Genomic DNA, 18,677 nt, shown 5'->3' with positions numbered 1-18,677 from the left:
CCCGCCTCATAGACGCGGACCCCGACCCGCGCAACGGCTCTGCGCGGCGCCCGAGTCACCGGCACACCTCGAATTGCCCGAGGGGGTGCGCCACGCCGTTGACCATCACATCGATGCTGTGGCGACCGGGATAGTGACGGCGGGTCGTCAGCTCCTCGAAGGAGACCTTGCCGGTGATCTCGGCTCGACCCGACGGCGGCAAGACGAGCTTCCGCAGCTTGAAGACCTTTGGCCGCGTCGCGCCGTTCGCCTTCACGAAGTGCACGGCGCAGTCGACGATCAGCTCCTGGTCGCGCGGGGCCGTCGACGCGAGCTCGAACGAGAAGCGTAGCTCTCCGCCGAGCTTCACCGATCGCGGGGACAGCGCCGCCGAGGCGATCGCGACGCTCGGCGCCGCGCCGAAGCCGAGCGCGTCGAGCGCGCCGCGATCACCCTTCTTGACGAGCGAGCGCAGCGCGTGGCGCACGATCCATTGCCGCCCGGGTGGCGCTCCGTCGAGCCAGCGCCGGCAGAGGCTCGCCGCGACGTCCGGGTGGTCCTTGCCGATGTCATTGATGTTGTTGGCGACGGAGCGCTGCACGTAGCGCTCCGGATCGTCCTTCAGGAGCTCGAGCAGCTCGATGACCGGCCCCGGATCCTGCTGGAAAGCGCGGAGCCGCGGGGCCCACGGCAGCCGCGGGCGCGTCCCCTCGGAGACGAGCCGGCGCACATGGACGTTCGGGTCCACGGCCCACGTGCGGAGCCGGCGGAGCGTCGCGTCGGGGTACCTCGTCAGGAACGCGCGGATGCTGAACTCGGCGGAGAACCGCTTCGTCAGCTCGACTTGCGCGGTCATCGCGTCCTCGAAGTGATCGAGACCGCGCTTCGCCACATAGAACACGTGCGGCATGTACTGCAGCGGCGCGAGGCCGAACACGTCGCTCCGATCGAGCTCGGGCCCGAGGGAGGCGACGATCACCCGAGCTGCCTCCGGAAAGGGCTGCGGCAGGTGGTGGTGCATCACGTCCGCGATGTGGGAGGCGCGGCCCGTCAGCTCGAGATCGGAGAGGCCGGCCAGGCAGTCGCGGGCGAAGCCGCGCTCGTCGAGGCCAGGGTGCGCCGAGCGGAGGTTGCGGGCGATCGAGCGGACGCACCGCTCGTCGAAGAGGTCCTTCAGCCGGTCAGCCATGGGCATCGGTCGGTGCGAGGACGACGAGGCCGATTGGCCAGGTTTTCGTCAGGTTGGACATGGGCGTTGACTAGCGTGAGACCCTGACAGATTCTGTCACCATATGTCGCGCGCCGTCCGCGTCATGGAGCTCTCCGACCTGCTTCGCGCGCGGGGAGCGACGACCGTCGGCGAGCTGGCCGCCGCGCTCGGGGTCAGCGCCCGCACCGTGCGCAGGGACCTCGCGACGCTGAGGGAGCGCGGCCTCAACATCGAGGGCGAGGCCGGCCCCGGCGGGGGGATCCGGCTCGACGCCGGCCGGGGCGTCACCGCCGTGCACCTCTCGGTCGCCGAGATCGTGACGCTCTGGCTCTCCGCGCGCCTCTCTCAGGCCGCGAGCGACCTTCCGTGGAGCGACGCCGCCAGCTCCGCGCTGGCCAAGCTGCTCAGCAGCCTTCCTCCTGAACGAGCGCGAGAGCTGCGCGCCCTCTGCCGCAGGGTCATCGTCGGCGATCCGGCGAGCGGGCCAGTGCGCGCCGGAGCCGGGGCGCCCCCTGCAGAGCTGGTGAGGCTCTTCGAGGAGTCGTTCTCCGCCGGCGTCGGCCTCGGGTTCGACTACAAGGACCGCGAGGGGAGGACGTCGAGGCGACGCGTCGAGCCGCACGGCCTCCTGATCCAGAGCCCTGTCTGGTACGTGCTCGCCCTGGACACGGGGAAGAACGAGCCGCGAATGTTCAGGATGGATCGCATCTCGACCCCCCGCGTCCTGCGGGAGATCGCGTTTCGTCCAAGCGCCGACGTCATCTGGACGCTCCTGCCGGAGGAGTGCGCGTGGCGGCCGCTCCTCGGCGACCGACCATGAAGCTCGGCCAAAACGGATGGACACCGTTCAGGCTCCGATCCTGTGCCCCCAACGGTTCGACCCGGCGGAGCCTGGGAGTCCCGGTGTCGTATGGTTGCGCGCATCGGCTCTGCCTGATAGCTTAGGTTTGATACAACACACGACATCCTGGCGAGTGACCAGAACGAAGCGCGACGTCCGGTACACGGGGTGTGTGCTCGATTCCGGGCGATTGCAGAGAGAGCTCCCGCCGAGCAGTGACCAGCGATCGATGGCGCACGGCCCTCATGCCCCCTGAGGCCGTGCTCGCCTGCGTGCGGTGGCCGGTGTCGCGCGGGTAGATACGGGCTTCGTGCTCGCCGAGGTGGTTGATCCACGCCTCTCGTCGCTGGATGGCCCCCCATCCAGTCGACGATCAAGGGGACATCGTGTGTGATGGCCATCCTTGAGGACTCGAACCAAGGAGCTTGAATGAACCGTTCAGCCGCGAGATGGGCGACCATCTCCTTCGCTGCCCTGACTGCCTCTCTGTTCGGCGGTCCGGCGTCCGCGCACGTGCCGGAGGGAGATCCGCCGGACAGGGACGCGGTCCTCGACTGGAACGCCGTCGCTCTGGACGCGGTCGCGGAGGACACCGCCCGCGCGCGCGGGCGGGACCAGCGCGGGCCGACGCGCGTCTCACGGGCCCTCGCGATCGTCCATGCGGCGATCTTCGACGCCGTGAACTCGATCGTCCCGAGGTACGAGCCGTACTCCATCCTCCTCGACATGCCGGATGCGTCCATCGATGCGGCGGTGGCCACGGCAGCTCACCGCACGCTGACGGCGTTGTTCCCGAGGCAGAGGGCGCTGCTCGACAGGAGGCTCGACGAGTACCTGGCCGAGATCCCCGAGAGCGACGCCAGGGAGGACGGTCGCGCGCTGGGCGGCGCCGTCGCCGACGAGATCCTCGCGGAGCGGGAGAACGACAGGTCAGACGCCCCGATGCCTTACACCCCAGACATCGCCCCCGGCCGTCATCGCGTCGATCCGCTCTATCCCGATCAGGGGTACTTGACCCCGAGGTGGGGGAGGGTTCGGCCGTTCGCCATCGAGAGCGGCGCCGAGTTCCGGTCTCCGCCGCCGCCGCCGCTGTGGAGCCTGGAGTACGCGTTGAGCTTCTATGAGGTCTTCCTGCTGGGTGGCGACGGCCAGCGCACCCCGACCGCGCGCACGCCGGAACAGACCGTCATCGGGATCTTCTGGTCGTATGAAGCCGCCCCGCGCCTCGGGGAGCCGCCCCGGCTCTACAACCAGGTCGCGCGGGTCCTCGCGGTCGAGGAGTGCAACTCGGAGGTCGAGAACGCTCGTTACTTTGCGCTGGTCAACGTCGCGCTGGCCGACGCCGCCATCGCCACGTGGGAGACGAAATACCACTACGAATTCTGGCGGCCGATCGTCGCGATCCGTCGGGCCGACAGGGATGGCAACTCGCTCACCGTAGCTGACAGGCGGTGGACGCCCCTCGGATCCCCCGGCAGCAACCAGGGCCCGCCGCGCATGACCCCACCGTTCCCGGCGTACACCTCCGGGCACGCGAGCTTCGGAGCTGCCATGTTCCAGGTGTTGACCCGTTATTACGGGACAGATCGTATCCCCTTCTGCTTCATGTCCGACGAGTACAACGGGGTAACGACGGACGAGCGGGGCAACGTCCGCCCCGAGATCACGCGCTGCTATTCCAGCTTCGAGGAGGCGTCCCGGGAGAACGCGGTCAGCCGCATCTACCTGGGCGTCCACTGGAGGTTCGATGGCGAGCAGGGGATCCGTCAGGGCAAGCGCGTCGGAGACGCCGTCTTCGACAGGATCCTCCAGCCGCTTCCTTGACGAGCTCGCCAGGGGAGCCGCTCGATCCATCGAGAGGAGATCCGTCGCCTCACCGCGGGTCTCCCCGGCCCCGGCCAGCCTCTCAGTTCATGAGCCGGGAGCGAGCGGGGGCCCACCGCTCGGGCCGCGGCGCGGAGAGCGGACCCGCGTGGTGGTGGACCATCTTCCATTGCCCGTCTTCGAGGACGAACACGTTGGTCGCGCACAGGTGTGCAGGCTCGTCGCCGCTCGCCTCGTAGCACGTGACGAAGGCGAAGTCCCCGAAGAGGTGCGCCGAGGCGCCCTGGCAGCGCATGCGCAGGGGCGAGGTCTGGCGCAAGAGCTGGCTCCAGCTCTCGAGCACGCTGGCGCGCCCCGAGAGCGCCTCCATGCCGGGATGGGCGCAGGCCAGGGGCGCCCGCTCGGCCCACACCCGGCACATCGCCTGGTAATCCCCGGCGCGGAACGCCTCGTAAAAGGCCTCGTTTGCGGCCAGGACAAGCCGTTCCGCCGCGACGCGCTCCTCGACGCTCATGCAGCGACCATGCTCCCCGGCCAGCGCGGGCGCAAGGGCCTCGACGGCGTCGTCTCGGCGCCTCGCCCGTGTAGCGGAGCATCGACGAAAGGAACCGCGCGAGCGCCTGATCCAGGTGCGTCCTGGTCAGGGACGTGACGGCGAACCGGTACGCCCATTTGCTCGCGAGACCACCCGCGGCGAGGATGATGATGGCGGTGGCGATCGCCCTGAGCGTGGCGGCGGAAGGTACGAATTCCTCGGGGTGCATGGTGCGGCGTGCGCGCCGCCCGGGCGTAGAGGATCTGCCCGCCGGCCTCAAGGGCTGCCGAGCAGCGCGCCGCCGCGCGCGCGGCCGACGCGCGGTCGACAGCGCGTCAGGCCGTCGGGTGAATCTCCGAGCCCGCGGCGCGGTGGGGAGGCGCCGCCGCGAGCTGGTTGATGTGCACGTGCTGGCTCGGTACGGGGAGCCCCAGCTTGCCGAGCTCCTCGCGGATGATCTTGGTCGTGGCGAAGTAGACGTCCCAGTAATGATCGGTGTGGCAGAAGGGCCGGACGGCCAGCACGGGCCCGGCGAGCGTGAAATCCAGGATCTCGACGCTGGGCGCAGGGGTCTTCGCGACGTTGGGGATGAGCGCCAGGTGCGCCTTGAGCCGCGTGATCGCCGCCTCGTGATCCGCGCCGTGGGCGAGCTGCGCGGTGCAGTCGACGCGGCGGACCGGGTTCGTGCTGAAGTTCTGGATCGTGTCGCTGAAGATCTTGTTGTTGCCCACGATGGTGCGGACGTTGTCGGGCGTGTCGAGGGTGGTCGCGAACAGGCCGATCGAGTGGACGGTGCCCGTCACGCCGCCGGCGGTCACGTAATCCCCGGTCTTGAAGGGGCGCAGGAGGATCATGAAGATGCCGGCCGCGAGGTTCGACAGGAGGCCGGACCATGCCATGCCGACGGCGATGCCGATCGCGGCGAGCAGGCTGGCGAAGGTGGTCGTCTCGACGCCGAAGACGCTGAGCACGGCGATGACGAGCAGGATATTCAGCAGCACGGACGCCGCCGACTCCAGGTAATGAGCCAGCGTCGTGTCGAGCTTCTTCAGCGCGGAGCTGCGCTGCATCATCGACAGGATCCCCCGGATGATCATGCGGCCGATGACCCAGACCAGGATCGCGCCCACGATCTTCCCGCCGACGCTCACCCCGAGCGCTACCCCCATGTCCACGTACCGCTGAACCCTCTCGTCCATCTCAAGCCTCCTGACGACGTATGCGCCGCTCGCGGGGGCGTCCGTGCAAGGCGCATGCGCGACACGCCTTGCTGGATCTGCCCCCCGGCGGCCAGCCTTATCACACCGGCGGGCCGCTCCGCGAGGGGCGTGAGCGAGATTTTCGAGCCTCAGCGCTGCGGCCTTCAGACATCAGGCGGCCGCGGAGCGGATACCTCGTTGTGGCGAAGGAGCAACGGGCGGCGGGGCCGCGCACCAGGCGGGCGTGTCCAGCCAAGGAGCAGGCCGAGGCGATCTTCGTCGCCGCCGAGGTGATGCTCGACGAGCGGAGAGCGGCCGCGGGCCAGCGGCATGGGCAGAGAACGGCGTGGCCGGCGTACGGGGCTGTGAACCGGCTCAATGAAGACTATGTCCAAAGGCCCTCGGGTTGATCGGGAATTTCAAACCAATGACCAGCCCGTACTCCGTGCCATAGGAAGGTATCGTCGCGCCAGCTCCCCCGTCGAACGGAAGGGCGAGTCGAAAGCCCGCGTAGGCGATGGGGAGCGCGATGAAGGGGACGATCTGCGCCCCATACGTCCGGGCGTTCGACCGGCCCGCGCCCTCGGTATACATCGAGAGCTCCGCGCCGACAGGGCCGAACCCACCCTGGAAACCGAGCGCCAACCTCTCGTGGACCGGCCGGTCGGCGACGAGCTGCGCCTGCACGACGGCGCCTATCCAGGCGAACGAGCGCTGTCCGTACCACGCGAGGCTACCCTCGACGCCGGCGCCAACGGCGTCATCGGCGTTCTCGCGGCCAGTATAGCTGAAGAGGCCCCCCACGCTCACGACCGGGTCGCCAGGGCGCCCCACATTGGGCCAACCTTCCGCGGGAACCACCACGGGGGGAGGGCTCGTTGCGGGGGGCACGCCGTCCGCCTGCGCCGATGCGGAGCCAACGAGAAGGCAAGCGCCGACGAGGACCGCCGTGACCGACGACTGGTTCATGCATCTGTGATCTAGCCCATGCGACTCGGCCCGTCACGATGCAGGCGCAGGCGAGCGGAAGACGCGCTCCGGGAGCGCCGTGCTAGGCTCTCCTGCCATGGTGCAGCTCTCGCGCGCGGAGCAGGTCGCGGCGCTCGCGCGGATGATCTCCGCGCTCGACGCCCGGCCGGCGCCGCACTTCGACGCCTTCGCGGCCCTGTTCCACGGGAAGAGCCTGCGGAAGGGCGAAGCGTTCGTGCGGGCGGGCGAGGCGAGCGACTCGGTGGCGCTCGTCAACTCCGGCATCGCGAGGATGTTTTACACGCGGAGCGATGGGAAGGAGTTCAACAAGGGGTTCATCTCCGCGCCGGACTTCATGTCGGTGCTGGAGGCGCTGATCACAAGGGAGCCCGCCCGGCTGACGATCCAGGCGCTGACCCCGATGCAGCTCTTCGTCGCGCCCTACTCGCGGCTGAGCGAGCTCTGTGAGCGCGACATCTACTGGGAGCGGGTGAGCCGCCGGATCGTGGAGCGGGTGTACCTGAAGAAGGTGCGCCGCGAGGCGTCGCTGCTGATGGATCCGGCCGCCGAGCGCTATCGCGGGTTCCTCGCAGAGCACGGGGCCGTGGCGCGGCGCGTGCCCGACTACCACATCGCCGCCTATCTCGGCATCACACCCGAGGCCCTGAGCCGCCTGAAGCGCGCGGCGACCAGGTCCGCTGCTTCTTGACCTAGGTCAAGGTGCGATCTCGCTCCGCTGGTCATGGTCTCCCGCATGACGACGGAACGAACCAAGCGAGACGGCGAGCGCACAGCGACGGAACCCACGCGCGGCCCGGAGCGCCGCGGAGCGCCGCGGGGCGCGGCCCGAAGGACGGCGCTGATCGCGGGCCTCGCGGTCGTGCTCGCCGGCTCGGCGCTTGTCGCGTGCGGCGCGGCGGCGCCGAGGCTCCACCCCGTGTTCCCCGAGCGCCCGGCGGCAGAGAGACCCAGAGGGAAGATCCTGTTCGTCCTCAGCGCCGCGCGAGAGCAGACGCTCGCCGACAGCTCGAAGCGCGCGACCGGCACCTTCCTCGGCGAGTTCTACGAGCCGTACCTGGCCGTCACCGGCGCGGGGCACGAGGTCGTGTTCGCGACCGACGGCGGCGCCGCCCCGGCGATCGACCCGGAGAGCCTCGACGAGCGGTACTGGGGAGACGGAGCGCGGCGCGCGCAAGCGCAGCGCTTCGTCGAGCGTGCCCCGGAGGTCCGCGCGCCGCTCAGCCTGAAGGCGGCGCGCGCCGCGGCCGACTCGTTCGACGGCATCGTCGTTCCCGGCGGACAGGGGGTGATGGTCGACCTGCTCGACAACGCGGATCTGCACGCGCTGCTCGCTCACTTTGGCGCGAAACACCAGCCCGTGGGGCTCATCTGCCACGCGCCGGCGGTGCTCACCCGCCTGCGGCAGCCGCATCCGCTCAGCGGTCGGACGGTGACGTCGGTCTCGTCGCTCGAGGAGTTTTATATCGAGACCTTCGTGATGGGGGCCGACGCCCAGGTCCGGGGCATCGGCGAGCAGCTCGAGGACCACGGTTACGAGCACGAGGCCGCATTCCCCGGGAGCGCCTATGCGCAGCGGGATTGCAACCTCGTGACCAGCCAGAATCCCTTCTCCACCGATCGGTTCAGCGCGCTGTACCTGGAGGCCCTGGCCGACTACCGGCGCGGCGCTCGCTGCGCCGAGGATGCCGGCGAGGGCCATCGATAGGCCTGCTCGGCGGAGCGAGGGCCATGGATCTCCCTGGCCCGTTCGGGCGCCGGCGCTACGGCTCGCGCGCCGCGATCTCCTCGCGCGACTCGCAGATCACCCGCTCCACATCCCGCAGCGCCTGCACCGCCGGGATCGACCCAAAGCCGAGGTGGACGCGGAGCTTCAGCTCCACGGGCGCCGCGGTCGCGGCTGGGAGCGCGCGGGGAGCGGGCCGCGCTGTTCAGTTCAGCGGGAGCAGCAGGCGATCGGAGTTCACCGCGGGATTGCCGCCCTGGAGCGGCGGAGCCTCCGCCGGAGAGCGGCCCCCATCACAGCGAGGTAGAAGGCGCTCGCGCCGTTGCCGGACGCCCCTTGACCCATGGTGCAGCCAGTGTCTGCCGGCTCGTCCACTCCGGGGCCGCTCGAAGTGCTCGTCGGACCCGGGGTTTCATCGCCGCCGGCGCCGGCAGCGCTGCTGGATGCGGTCGCCGTCCCCGAGCCGCCATCGCCGCCAGCGCCGGCGGTGGTGCTCGTCGAGCTTCCGCTCGCCGAGCCGCCGCCCTCGCCTCCGGCGCCAGCATCGCCGCCCCTGCCGCCTGCACCAGCGACATCGCCGCCAGCGCCGCCCATGCCGCCAGAACCGGACTCACCGCCGCCGGCGCCGCCGGAGCCGCTGGTCCCGGATCCACCGCTGCCAGCGCCGCCAGTCGTGGACGTTCCGCCGCCAGCGCCGCCAGTTCCCGGCTCACCCCCGCCAGCGTTGCCAGCGCCGCCAGCACCGGAATCACCGCCGCCGACGCCGCCAGTTGCCGGCTCGCCCCCGCCAGCGCCGCCCGCGCCGCCAGCACCGGGAACACCGCCGCCAGCGCCGCCCTCTCCGCCAGCGCCCGTGCTGCAGCCGTTGTCCCCGGGGCCGTGCCATCGAGGATCGTACAGCTCCGCGTCCCTGTTGGGGCCGACGATGAGGACATGGCCGCTCGGCAGGAGCGCGGACGTGGAAAAGCCGTGCGAGAGCAATGTCGACGGCGCAGCTGTCCAGGAGTTCGTCGCGGGGCTGTACATCTGCGCCGTCGTCCCTGAGATGACGAGCACCTCGCCTGTCGTCAGCAGCGTGGCAACATGGCTGACACCCGACAGCTGGCTCATGGACCCTGTGGGAGTCCAGACGTTCGTCACCGGGTCGTAGGTCTCCGCGGCTCCCCCGACGACGAGCACGCGACCGTCCAGGAGCCGCGTCGCCGTGGGCTTACCCCGAGGCACCGTCATGGGCGCCACGAGAGACCAGCGCCGGGTCGCGGGATCGTAGATCTCGGCGCTGGCGATCGGCTCCGCGGTCGAGATGTCGAAATCGTCGAATCCCTGTATCCCGCCGACGACCAGCACCCTGCCGTCGTTCAGCAGCGTCGCCGCGTGCTCCGCCCGGCTTGCTTTCATCGGCTCGACGGTGACCCAGGTGTCGTCGGCTGGACGATACAGCGCGGCCGATCCGGTCCTGCGGACGCGGAACGGCTCCATCGGGTAATCCATCACCGCGCCTCCCGCGATGAGCACGTCGCCGCTTCCGAGCAACGTCGCCGTGTGGTTGGATCGACGCTCCTCGTCGGGCGCGGCCAGCGTCCAGGCATCCGCCGCCGGGTCGTAGATTTCGTTGTACAGATCCGTCTCGGAATCATCGAAGCGGCCCCCGCTGATCAACACCCTGCCGTCGGCGAGGCGTGTCAGGTCGGGGAGAGCCCGCTCGAAGCTCAGAGGCGCCGCCAGGGAAAACGTCATGCTCGACGGATCGTAGAGCTCGGTTGTCTTCGTACCGGCGTTGCCGCCCGCGACAAGGATCTTCCCGTCCTCCAGCTCCACGGTCTTCGCGTAATTCCGCAAGGCGTTCAGGGGGCCGAGCTGCGTCCCCGAGGGCGCGACCGATGGGTCATAGATCTCGGCGCCCGGCGCGGTCGAAGTCCCGCCGACCAAGAGGACCCGTCCATCCGGGAGCAGCGTCGCCGTGGCGCTGCCGCGGCTCACTTCGCTCCTGGGCGCTGTCGAGAAGGTCCGCGTGCTCGGATCGTAAAGGTCGGGCGGCTGGTTGCCAGAGACGAAGACCCGCCCGTCGCACAGCCGCGTCGCCGTGTGCCAGCCGCGCCGAAAGCTCATCTTGTTCTTCGCGAGCGTCCATGTGTTGGCTTCCGGATCGTAGGTCTCGGCCTCGGAATCCCAGTCATAGCCGGTCACCAGCACGTCACCGTCCTCCAGCAGGGTCGCCGTGAGCATCCACCTGGCGCGGAGCATGTTGGGCCCCGGGGTCCACGCGCCTGTCGCGGGATCGTAGATCTCGACGCTCGACACCACGCTGGCTCCGATGATCCTGCCTCCGGCGACCAGCACGCGGCCGTCCTGCAAGCGCCTCGCCGCGTGCTCCCTGCGCACGACCAGCGCCGCGGGCGTCGGCGTCCAGGCGTCCGACACGGGATCGTAGAGCTCGGCGGCGGCAGCTGGTGCGGCGCCAGCCGGAGCGCCCCCGGCGACGAGCACCCGCCCGTCCGCGAGCTCGGTCGCTGTGTGTCCGGAGCGCTCCGAGGTCATGGTCGCGGCGGGGGTCCACGAGTCGGTCGTCGGATCGTAGAGCTCCGCGGTGGCGACCCACGCGGCGCCGGTCATGGCGCCGCCCGTGACCAGCACCCTGCCGTCGGCGAGCAGGGTCGCCGTGTGAGCCGACCGCGGCTGGCTCATCGGAGCAGCGGGCAACCACGCATCGAGCGCGGGATCGTAGATGGCCGCGCTGGCGAGGTGGTACTGGTCTGACGAGCTGAGCCATCGCCGCCCGCCCGTGATGAGCACCCTGCCGTCGGGCAGCGAGGTCGCGGTGTGCTCGTGGCGGAGCGTCGCCTCGGAGGCGGCCGTGACGGTCCATGACGGGTCCACGAGGAGCGGCGAGCCCGTCTCCTCGACCCAGAGCGAGATCTCATCGCCTTCTACCTCCAGGCGCGTCGGGACGCGCTGGAGCGGTGACGCATAGGCCTCGGGAGCCGCCACGATGATCCGCGGCTCCCCTGCCGCGTCGAGGACCTCCACGTTCGCGCCGCGGCGGCGGAGGCGCGCCCCCTCGACTTGCCATGACGCAACAGGTCCCGCGGCGGGCGCACCGTCGGGGAACCAGAGCCACTCTTCCGCGCCGTGCCGCTGCGCCGTCCAGAGCGCGAAGCCGCCCGCGCGCGGGTACGCGAGGGCAGCGCCGATCTTCTGGACCTCACCGAGCGCGCCGCGCTCGCGCACCTCGATGCCGAGGCCACCCGGCAGGTCGAATCGCATGGCGCCGCTCCCGTCCGCGGGGAACGCGAGCGTCAGGCCGCCGCGCGACGGGCTCGCCGCGAGCTCGAAGCCCGCTGGGGTGGGCACGAGCGCGTCGTCGCCGCGGAGCGCGGCGCGGGCGCGCTCCGCGAACTGCGCCTCCAGCGCCTCGACGTCGAGCGCCTCGCTCGAGGGCGCCGCGCAGCCGAGCGCGCATATCAGATAGACGATCCAGAGCAGCGCCACGCATCGCGCGGAGCGCCACCCAGCCCAGGGAACCTTGCTTGAGCCCATACCCTCCTCGATTCTCGCGAGCGAGCCTCGTGCGAACCCATCGGCCTGTCGCGCAGCGCGCCCGGCGCTCCGTGGGGTGCAGCTCGCATCGCAAAAATTCAGAGGTTCGCGACGGAATGTTGCAGCGTTCGCCGGAACGTTCGACTTGTCGCGCCTGCTCGAGGTGGGTGGCATTCAACCGCGCAGAAGGGGGGCGGAGGCCGCGCGGGAGAGCGCCGCCTCCGCTTTTCGCTACGTCGTGAGCGACAGGCCGCGCACGTACTCGGCGAGCGCCCGCTCGGCGCTGGCCACCGCCTCCCGCGCGCCCGGGAGCTTCGCCGACACCGCCGCGATCCGGTCTTCCTGCTCGCCCAGCGTCTTGAGGTAGCGCTCGTGGAGCGCGCTCCCCGGAGGCACGACCTTGAGGTTGTCGCGCACGCGCGCCTGCTCGGCGCGCAGCGCCTCGATCTCGGACTTGAGGGCCGAGAGCGCGCGCTGCTTTTCGGCGAGCGCGGCCCTGAGCTCCGCGAGCCGCGCGAGCGCCGCGCGCAGCGCCTCGGGGATCTCGCGCGACGACAGGACCACCTCGAGCTGCTCGCCGGAGAGGCCCGAGAGCGCCACCGTGTGCGAGATGGGCTGCTCCAGCGCGACGGTCACGCGCGCCGTCTCGCCCGCGGCGACCTCGCGCCGGACGCGGTAGCGGTCGCGCGTCGCCTCGACACCTTCCCTGGGCTCGGCGAGGTCCCAGCCGGCGATGCGCGGGTGCTCGATGAGCAGGACGCGCGGCTCGCGCGCCGCGCCCACGATAGTGTAGACCGTCACCTTGCGGGCGGTCCTGACGATCTCGAGCATGCCGCCCTGGATCGTGGCGCGCGAGAACACCTCCTCGCCCCGCTCCTCGCGGTCGATTCTCACCTTCCGGTCCACGGCGAAGCTCACGATCCGCGATTCGCCCGGGGGCAGCGGCGAGAGGCGCGCGTCGCCGACGTAGGTGACGATTCCCCGGCTCGAGCGCTCGTAGACCGTGATCGCGCCGGCCGGGAGGGTCGTGTCACCGTCGTTCCTCAGGCGGACCGAGGCGAGCGGGCTGCGCGCGCTCGCCTCCGGCTGATAGAGCCACAGCCGCTCTGCCGGGATCTCGCGCTGGACGATCGGGAGGAGCGCCGTCTGCCCGCTCGCGATCGTGAGCGGCGCCGGGAAGTGGAACACGACCTGCGTCGCCGCCTCCGCGGGCTCCGGCTCGACCTTCTCGGAGGGCACGGTGACCGCCGCGGCGGGCGCGCGGGCCTCGTCGGCGCCCCCGCCGGCGCGGTAGCCCATGCGCCGCGCCGCCCTGGCCGCGAGCCCCGCGGCGCCCTCGTCGAGCCGCGGCAGCACGCGCTCGGCGACGTCGACGGGCACCTCCGGCCGGGCCACATAATAGATCTCGTAGAGCGCCTGGCGGAACGTCACGGGGTCTCCCGACACCAGGGTGAAATCCACGTTCTGCCAGTCGCTGCCGCTCTGGTTCTCGACGACGGCCCACCCGGCGAGCGCCCCGGTCTTCGTCTGCGCGTCTTCCGGCACCGTGAGCCGATACGTCGTCTTCCAGAGCGGCACCTCGATGACGTAGGCCACGCGGACCACCCGCTCGCCCTCGCCGGCCGTGCGCACGACGAGCTCGCGGCGGTTGCGCTCCCGCCGGCTCGAGAGCCCGACCAGCGCCGCGCCGACCTGCTGCCGCAGCCGCTCCTCGACGAGCTCCACGCTCTCCAGCTCCTCCAGGACGACCTGCTTCAGCGCGCCCTCCGACATCAGCGAGAGCCGGTGCCGGTCCTCCGAGCCGCCGTGCGGCAGCGCCGCCTGCGCCGTGGTGACCCCGACGATGCGCCCGGCGATGGCCCCTTGCGCCCCTCTCGTCCGCACCTCGGCGCCGCGGAGCGCGTTCAGCAGGGCGGCCTCGGACTCGAGCGCGCCCTCGTCGAACGGGAGCTCGCGGAACAGATCGCGCAGCGGCTCCCTCCCGGGAAGCGTGATATTCCCCGTCACGCCGCGATCGTCATAGACAACGATGCTCTTCAATACATCGTCGACCTGATCGAGCCGCACCTCGAGCCGGAGCTCGGCGTCGCCGCGCACGCGCGCCTCGTGCTCGAAATATCCGACTCCGCCCGTCGAGAGCACCACCCGCCTTAGCAGCAGCGTGTCCGACGAGGCCCCCGATCGGGCCGGATCCATCGCGGCGGCCCGCAGCGTCGCTGCGGTCCTCAATCCATGGTTCATCGTCGCCTCCCCCGGCGGAGGCGTGCGATGGCCCCGCCCTGCGGGTGTCCATAACGCCCCTCCGGGGGGCGTCAACGACGGTGGCTGGCCGGGAGTTCGGGCGCGGCGCCGCGCGTCAGCCGCGCGAGGCCTCGAGCTGCTTCACGACCGCGAGCGCCTCGTCGACGTGGCGGGTCGCGCGGAGCTGGGAGGAGAAGGCATGTCGAACGATGCCGTCGCGATCGATGACGAACGTCACGCGGCCCGGGAGGAGGCCAAAGAGCGACTTGACGCCGTAGCGCGCGGCGGTCTCCCCGCCAGGGTCGCTGAGCAGCGTCATGGGCAGGCGGTATTTGTCGGCGAATTGCTGGTGAGACCCCGCCGAGTCGGCGCTCACCCCGAGGACCTCGGCGCCCGCCTCCGCGAACGCATCGTAATGGTCGCGGAACGCGCACGACTCCGCCGTGCATCCAGGGGTGTCGTCCTTGGGATAGAAGAACAGGACAACGGTCTTCTTGCCCCGGAAGTCGGAGAGCTTGACCGTCTCCCGCTTCTGCGATTGCAGGCTGAAATCAGGGGCTGTCTCACCGACGGACAGGGTGGATTTTCCGAGCATGGTGTCTCCTCTACCCGATGCGCCGCGCCGCGTCCAAGGCCCCCGCGGAGCGCGGCGGCTCGCCGGCGAGCCGCCGCGGGCCGCCTGCCGTGACGGCCTCCTGCGCCCTGGATCACGAAGAACTTGAGGAAGCGGTCATGAACGCCCGCTGGGCGCGACGGACGCCGGCCGCGGGCGGGAGATCGGGTTACCCTGTGCGCCCCATGGCCACCACGTTCGCTGCGTTGATCTTTCGACCCGCCGATATCCCGGACCGCGCGCTGTCCCAGGGCTTTGCCGTGGCGCTCGGTGGCTGGGACGTCGCCTCGCCGCGCCTGTTCATCGCGCCGCTCCCTGGCGTGCCCGGGCACGCCGCCGCGTTTTACTCGAGCGGCGAGCCCGCCGGCGGCGGGGACGACGAGCTCGACCACCTCGCCGAGCTCTTCGAGGACGAGCTCTCTCCGCCCGTCGCCGTGCTCGACGCGGCCGCCGAGCTCGGCCACCCCGGCGCCACGGTCTTCGCGCTCGTGTTCTCGGAGGACGTCGTCCACGACGACGGCTGGCGCTTCGAGGCGAGCGGGTTCGTCCGCCATTTCGTGAGGGAAGGGGACGAGGGCGTCGAGGCCGGCGTGGAGGCGCCCGACCGCAGCGACATCGTCGAGGTCGACGTCGACCTGCCGGAGGGCGCGACAGCGGCGGAGGAGCGCGAAGCCATGGACCGGGCGATCCGGCCGCACCGCGGCTCGACGTTCCTCGCGGCCGAGCTGGGCGCCCCGGTGCTGGGCGCGCTCATGGGCGGCTTCTTCGCGCCCGAGCGCCGCCTCCAGGTGCACCTCGTCGCGCCGGGGCCGGGGTCGATCGCCGACGAGGTCGCGCGGCTCAACCGGGTGCTCCGCCGCGAAGACGGCCGCGGCGCGCCCGCGTCCCCGCCGCCCGTCCGCGGCGTCGCCCCGCCGGCGACGTATGCGGCGTTCGTGCGCGCGTACGACTGGGCCGATCCTGCGGATCCGGAGGACCTCTACCGCGAGCTCGCGATCGGATCCATCGAGGGCACGCTGCGCTTTCTCCGCGAGGGCGAGCTCCTGGGCCACGACCGCGAGCCGGGCTGGGAGGCGGCGGCGGCGCGGCAGCTCTACCCGATCGCGCGGCTCTCGGGCTCGGCGCTCGGCGGCGGCGCGGCCCATCGGTCGGTCGTCGCGCTCGGGGCCGACGGCGAGCAGCTCTGGGTCGTCCGCGGCGGCACGAGCGCGGCGCCGGCCGGACCGACGTTCGGCGAGCTGCTGCGCTACCTCTCGCTGGGCTGGTCGCGCCGGAGCGACGCGGAGGAAGACCTCATCGGGGCGCTCATGCTGCGCGCGCGGCTCAGGTCGCTCGGGGGTTGAGCCCGCGCCCCGGCGTGGGATCCGCCTGCCGGGGTGAGGCGCTTTGCCTCGCGACGCGCGCCTCGGCTCAAAACGACGTGTCGTACACGTGGTGCCGGTGGGCTTCCGTGTGGAACGACGTCATGTGCGGGTCGTCCAGGACCAGATGGAGCAGGCCGACGTCTCGCTCGCTGCGCGCGAAGACGCTCACCAGGATCCCGCCCTGCCGGACGCCGGCCTGGTAGCGTTCCGCCCAGTGCCTCGGGACGCCCGCGGTGATCAGGATCTCGCGCAGCCCGCCCGTGATCCCGGCGCCGACCGCGCTGGCCACGACCGCGGCCAGCGGCCCGGCGACCACGAACCCGAGGTCGGGGACCACGACGCTCATCGCGACCGCGGCGCCGAACGTGTTCGACGGCGGCGCCACGTCCGGGCTCGGAAAGCACCTGTCGCGTGTCGCCTCGGTCATCAGCAGGCTGACCTCCTGTCGTGTGTAGCCGCAGTCGATGATGCGTTCCGCCGCGGCTTCCGCCTCGTCGTGCGTCTGCACCAGGCCAATTACGAGCTTCTCCATGGAAGAGACCTCCTTCGCGTTGAGCGCGTCCCGCTCTGGGCCCCGGCGACGGATACCGCACGCTCTGTGCCAATCCGAAATTCTCACGCCTCGATGCGTTCGCGCCGATTTCTGTGCCCCTTCCGCTGGAGGAGCGAGGCGGGATGTCGCAGTGCGCCCCGTGGGCCTCACCTTCCGATGTCGACATCGCCCGTGCCAGCGCGGTTGATTCCATCTTTTGCCGTCGAGCGGCGCGAGCGCCCCATTTCAACGGGCTCCGTCTGACCAGGTCGTCCGAAGGCCGCGACCATGGGCGCCCGGGGCGGCCGGTGCGCGATGAGGCCGGAGCCGCGTCAGAAGCCGATCGTGTCCTCGACCGGCGCGGGCGGCTTCGTCCCCGTCGGGCGGCCCGTCGACGCCTCGCGCGGCGTGGGGCGGCCGCGCCCCTCCGAGGTGCCGCGCGGCGCCGCCGTCGCACCCGGCCTTGCTGCCGCGCCGGTGCGGGCAGCGCCCGCCGGCTGCGCGGTCGCAGCCGTGGCCGCCGGCTGCGCGGTCGCCGCCGTGGCCGCTGGCTGCGCGGTCGCCGCCGTGGCCGCTGGCTGCGCGGTCTCGGCCGCGGGCGTCGCGCTCGCCGGCTCTGCCGGCACCGGCGCGGCGGCGCTCGGCGGCGCCGGCACCACCGGCTGCGCCGGGACGGGCGCGGCCTGCCGGGCCGGCGCCTCCGACGAGGGGGTCACCTCGGCCGTGGGCGATTGCTTCGTTGCCAGGAAGACGACCGCCGCCACCAGCGCCCCGAACGCGAGCGCGGCCGCCAGGATGGCCGGCGCCCACCGCCGGGCCCCGTCCGTCCCCGAGGTCGCCATGCCGGCGAGCGTCCGCCCCGGCGCGCCGTCCGTCGAGAGCCGCGCGCCCGGCGCCGACGACGGCGGCGTGCCGGTCGTCGAGAGCCGCGCGCCCGGCGCCGGCGGCAGCGGCGTCGGCTCCCCGAACAGCACCGGCTGCGACGCGCTCCCGTGGAGGGGTCGCTCCCCCGCGGACGAGGGCTCGGTCGTGAACGCCGTGCGCGCGATCCCGAGGACCGCGCGCTCCAGCGCCTCCGCCATCTGCCGCGCCGACGAGAAGCGCGCCGCCGGATCGTGCGCCAGCGCCTTCTTCATCCAGGCGTCGATCGCCGGAGAGAGCTCCGGCCTCACCTCGCTCGGCGGCGTGAAGATCCCGGTGTGGAGCACCACCGACAGCGCGCCGAGCGTCTCGCCCCGGAACGGTACCTGCTCGGTCAGCGCGTGGTAGGCGACCACCGCGAGCCCCCAGAGATCCGCGCGGAAGTCGACGTGCTTCGCGCTGAGCAGCTGCTCGGGGCTCATGTAGAGCGGCGTGCCCAGCACGCTCCCGGTCGACGTCATGCCGAGCTCGCCCTGGACCCGCTTGGCCACCCCGAAATCGAGCACCTTCACGAACAGCTCGCCCTCGACGTCGAGCAGGAAGATGTTGTCCGGCTTGATGTCGCGGTGGACGATCCCGACCTGGTGGGCCCGGCCGAGCGCCTTGGCCGTCTGCGACACGATCGTCGTGACCTCGACGGGCGGCAGCGCGCCCAGCCGCTGCATGCGGCTCTTGAGGTCCTCGCCCTCGAGCAGCTCCATCACGATGAACGGCACCCCGTCCGGCGTGACGCCGTGGTCGAAGACCTGCGCGACGTGCGGGCTCTTGATCTGCGCGGCCGCCATCGCCTCCCGCCGGAAGCGCTCCACGAAGCCGGTCTGGTCCGCGTAGGCCGGCGCCATGAACTTCACCGCCACCTGCGTCCCGAGCGCGAGGTGATCGGCCACCCACACGCTCCCCATCGCCCCCTTCCCGAGCTCGCGCGCCAGCCTGAGCGTGCTCGTCACCTGCTGTCCGGGGTTCATCGGGGGTCCCTCTTCGATCGGCCGAGCCGGCGACCCTGGGGGGCGTCCTGTGCGGGCGGCGCGGCGCTCTCGGTGTTGGCGCGTGTTGGCGCGTGTTGGCGCGTGTCGGTGCGTGTCGGCGCGCACAGCGTACAACAAACACCCTGGACCGTCACCACCGAGCGCTCGCGCCGCGCACCTGACGGGAGCTCTCGGATAAGCTG

14 protein-coding genes are annotated in these 18,677 nt (G+C 71.6%); 5 read left to right on the top strand and 9 right to left on the bottom strand.

What is annotated here, in order from left to right; all coding sequences use genetic code 11:
* Nucleotides 1-55: 55 nt before the first annotated feature.
* On the bottom strand, nt 56-1,168 hold the full coding sequence (locus WME95_RS25895; protein WP_437902078.1) for a DNA alkylation repair protein: 1,113 nt from the start codon (nt 1,166-1,168) through the stop codon (nt 56-58).
* Nucleotides 1,169-1,271: 103 nt separating this feature from the next.
* Here WME95_RS25895 and WME95_RS25890 point away from each other — a divergent pair, with 103 nt between their 5' ends.
* Both WME95_RS25890 and WME95_RS25885 read left to right on the top strand, forming a co-directional pair.
* The gene (locus WME95_RS25890; RefSeq protein ID WP_437902077.1) at nt 1,272-2,009 is read left to right on the top strand and encodes a helix-turn-helix transcriptional regulator; all 738 of its coding nucleotides are present in this window, start codon (nt 1,272-1,274) and stop codon (nt 2,007-2,009) included.
* A gap of 450 nt (nt 2,010-2,459) precedes the next feature.
* The gene (locus WME95_RS25885; RefSeq protein ID WP_437902076.1) at nt 2,460-3,854 is read left to right on the top strand and encodes a phosphatase PAP2 family protein; all 1,395 of its coding nucleotides are present in this window, start codon (nt 2,460-2,462) and stop codon (nt 3,852-3,854) included.
* A gap of 82 nt (nt 3,855-3,936) precedes the next feature.
* On the opposite strand, the gene WME95_RS25880 is transcribed toward WME95_RS25885, so the two are convergent.
* The 3 genes from WME95_RS25880 to WME95_RS25870 form a co-directional block, all read right to left on the bottom strand.
* Nucleotides 3,937-4,368, bottom strand: coding sequence for a nuclear transport factor 2 family protein (locus WME95_RS25880; protein ID WP_437540703.1), 432 nt, complete (start codon nt 4,366-4,368; stop codon nt 3,937-3,939).
* Between the two features lie 356 nt (nt 4,369-4,724).
* Nucleotides 4,725-5,588: a mechanosensitive ion channel family protein gene (locus tag WME95_RS25875; RefSeq protein WP_437540699.1), complete on the bottom strand. Its 864-nt coding sequence runs from the start codon at nt 5,586-5,588 to the stop codon at nt 4,725-4,727.
* A 375-nt stretch (nt 5,589-5,963) separates the two neighbouring features.
* On the bottom strand, nt 5,964-6,422 hold the full coding sequence (locus tag WME95_RS25870) for a hypothetical protein (RefSeq protein WP_437902075.1): 459 nt from the start codon (nt 6,420-6,422) through the stop codon (nt 5,964-5,966).
* A gap of 232 nt (nt 6,423-6,654) precedes the next feature.
* Here WME95_RS25870 and WME95_RS25865 point away from each other — a divergent pair, with 232 nt between their 5' ends.
* Both WME95_RS25865 and WME95_RS25860 read left to right on the top strand, forming a co-directional pair.
* Entirely contained in the window at nt 6,655-7,266 is a 612-nt protein-coding gene (locus WME95_RS25865) for a Crp/Fnr family transcriptional regulator (RefSeq protein WP_437540697.1), read from the top strand.
* Between the two features lie 45 nt (nt 7,267-7,311).
* The gene (locus tag WME95_RS25860) at nt 7,312-8,283 is read left to right on the top strand and encodes a DJ-1/PfpI family protein (RefSeq protein WP_437902074.1); all 972 of its coding nucleotides are present in this window, start codon (nt 7,312-7,314) and stop codon (nt 8,281-8,283) included.
* 255 nt (nt 8,284-8,538) lie between these two features.
* On the opposite strand, the gene WME95_RS25855 is transcribed toward WME95_RS25860, so the two are convergent.
* The 3 genes from WME95_RS25855 to WME95_RS25845 all read right to left on the bottom strand — a co-directional run bounded on the left by WME95_RS25855 (nt 8,539) and on the right by WME95_RS25845 (nt 14,674).
* Nucleotides 8,539-11,838 carry a kelch repeat-containing protein gene (locus WME95_RS25855; protein WP_437902073.1) on the bottom strand — a complete coding sequence of 1,100 codons (3,300 nt, stop codon included), beginning with the start codon at nt 11,836-11,838 and terminating at the stop codon, nt 8,539-8,541.
* Nucleotides 11,839-12,069: 231 nt separating this feature from the next.
* Nucleotides 12,070-14,079: a DUF4139 domain-containing protein gene (locus WME95_RS25850; RefSeq protein ID WP_437902072.1), complete on the bottom strand. Its 2,010-nt coding sequence runs from the start codon at nt 14,077-14,079 to the stop codon at nt 12,070-12,072.
* A 115-nt stretch (nt 14,080-14,194) separates the two neighbouring features.
* Complete coding sequence (locus WME95_RS25845; protein ID WP_437540689.1) at nt 14,195-14,674, bottom strand: peroxiredoxin; 480 nt, start codon at nt 14,672-14,674, stop codon at nt 14,195-14,197.
* A 137-nt stretch (nt 14,675-14,811) separates the two neighbouring features.
* On the opposite strand from WME95_RS25845, the gene WME95_RS25840 reads away from it, so the two are divergent.
* Nucleotides 14,812-16,035 (top strand): hypothetical protein, encoded by a 1,224-nt coding sequence (locus WME95_RS25840; RefSeq protein WP_437902071.1) that lies wholly within the window; start codon nt 14,812-14,814, stop codon nt 16,033-16,035.
* Between the two features lie 67 nt (nt 16,036-16,102).
* Here WME95_RS25840 and WME95_RS25835 read toward each other — a convergent pair whose 3' ends face one another.
* Nucleotides 16,103-16,588, bottom strand: coding sequence for a hypothetical protein (locus WME95_RS25835; protein ID WP_437540685.1), 486 nt, complete (start codon nt 16,586-16,588; stop codon nt 16,103-16,105).
* A 332-nt stretch (nt 16,589-16,920) separates the two neighbouring features.
* Nucleotides 16,921-18,474 carry a serine/threonine-protein kinase gene (locus WME95_RS25830; RefSeq protein WP_437902070.1) on the bottom strand — a complete coding sequence of 518 codons (1,554 nt, stop codon included), beginning with the start codon at nt 18,472-18,474 and terminating at the stop codon, nt 16,921-16,923.
* Between the last annotated feature and the right edge of the window lie 203 nt (nt 18,475-18,677).

The organism is Sorangium sp. So ce327 (genome assembly GCF_051530205.1).
GTDB classification, from domain to species: Bacteria; Myxococcota_A; Polyangia; order Polyangiales; family Polyangiaceae; genus Sorangium; species Sorangium cellulosum_B.
Note: the sequence above shows the minus strand (reverse complement) of the source record. Positions and strands in the feature narration are given on the sequence as shown.

Excerpts from the sequence above, each read along its gene's own strand:
- WME95_RS25895 (WP_437902078.1), bottom strand. The coding sequence starts at position 1,168 with ATGGCTGACCGGCTGAAGGACCTCTTCGACGAGCGGTGCGTCCGCTCG.
- WME95_RS25890 (WP_437902077.1), top strand. The coding sequence starts at position 1,272 with ATGTCGCGCGCCGTCCGCGTCATGGAGCTCTCCGACCTGCTTCGCGCG.
- WME95_RS25885 (WP_437902076.1), top strand. The coding sequence starts at position 2,460 with ATGAACCGTTCAGCCGCGAGATGGGCGACCATCTCCTTCGCTGCCCTG.
- WME95_RS25880 (WP_437540703.1), bottom strand. The coding sequence starts at position 4,368 with ATGAGCGTCGAGGAGCGCGTCGCGGCGGAACGGCTTGTCCTGGCCGCA.
- WME95_RS25875 (WP_437540699.1), bottom strand. The coding sequence starts at position 5,588 with ATGGACGAGAGGGTTCAGCGGTACGTGGACATGGGGGTAGCGCTCGGG.
- WME95_RS25865 (WP_437540697.1), top strand. The coding sequence starts at position 6,655 with ATGGTGCAGCTCTCGCGCGCGGAGCAGGTCGCGGCGCTCGCGCGGATG.
- WME95_RS25860 (WP_437902074.1), top strand. The coding sequence starts at position 7,312 with ATGACGACGGAACGAACCAAGCGAGACGGCGAGCGCACAGCGACGGAA.
- WME95_RS25855 (WP_437902073.1), bottom strand. The coding sequence starts at position 11,838 with ATGGGCTCAAGCAAGGTTCCCTGGGCTGGGTGGCGCTCCGCGCGATGC.
- WME95_RS25850 (WP_437902072.1), bottom strand. The coding sequence starts at position 14,079 with ATGAACCATGGATTGAGGACCGCAGCGACGCTGCGGGCCGCCGCGATG.
- WME95_RS25845 (WP_437540689.1), bottom strand. The coding sequence starts at position 14,674 with ATGCTCGGAAAATCCACCCTGTCCGTCGGTGAGACAGCCCCTGATTTC.
- WME95_RS25840 (WP_437902071.1), top strand. The coding sequence starts at position 14,812 with ATGAACGCCCGCTGGGCGCGACGGACGCCGGCCGCGGGCGGGAGATCG.
- WME95_RS25835 (WP_437540685.1), bottom strand. The coding sequence starts at position 16,588 with ATGGAGAAGCTCGTAATTGGCCTGGTGCAGACGCACGACGAGGCGGAA.
- WME95_RS25830 (WP_437902070.1), bottom strand. The coding sequence starts at position 18,474 with ATGAACCCCGGACAGCAGGTGACGAGCACGCTCAGGCTGGCGCGCGAG.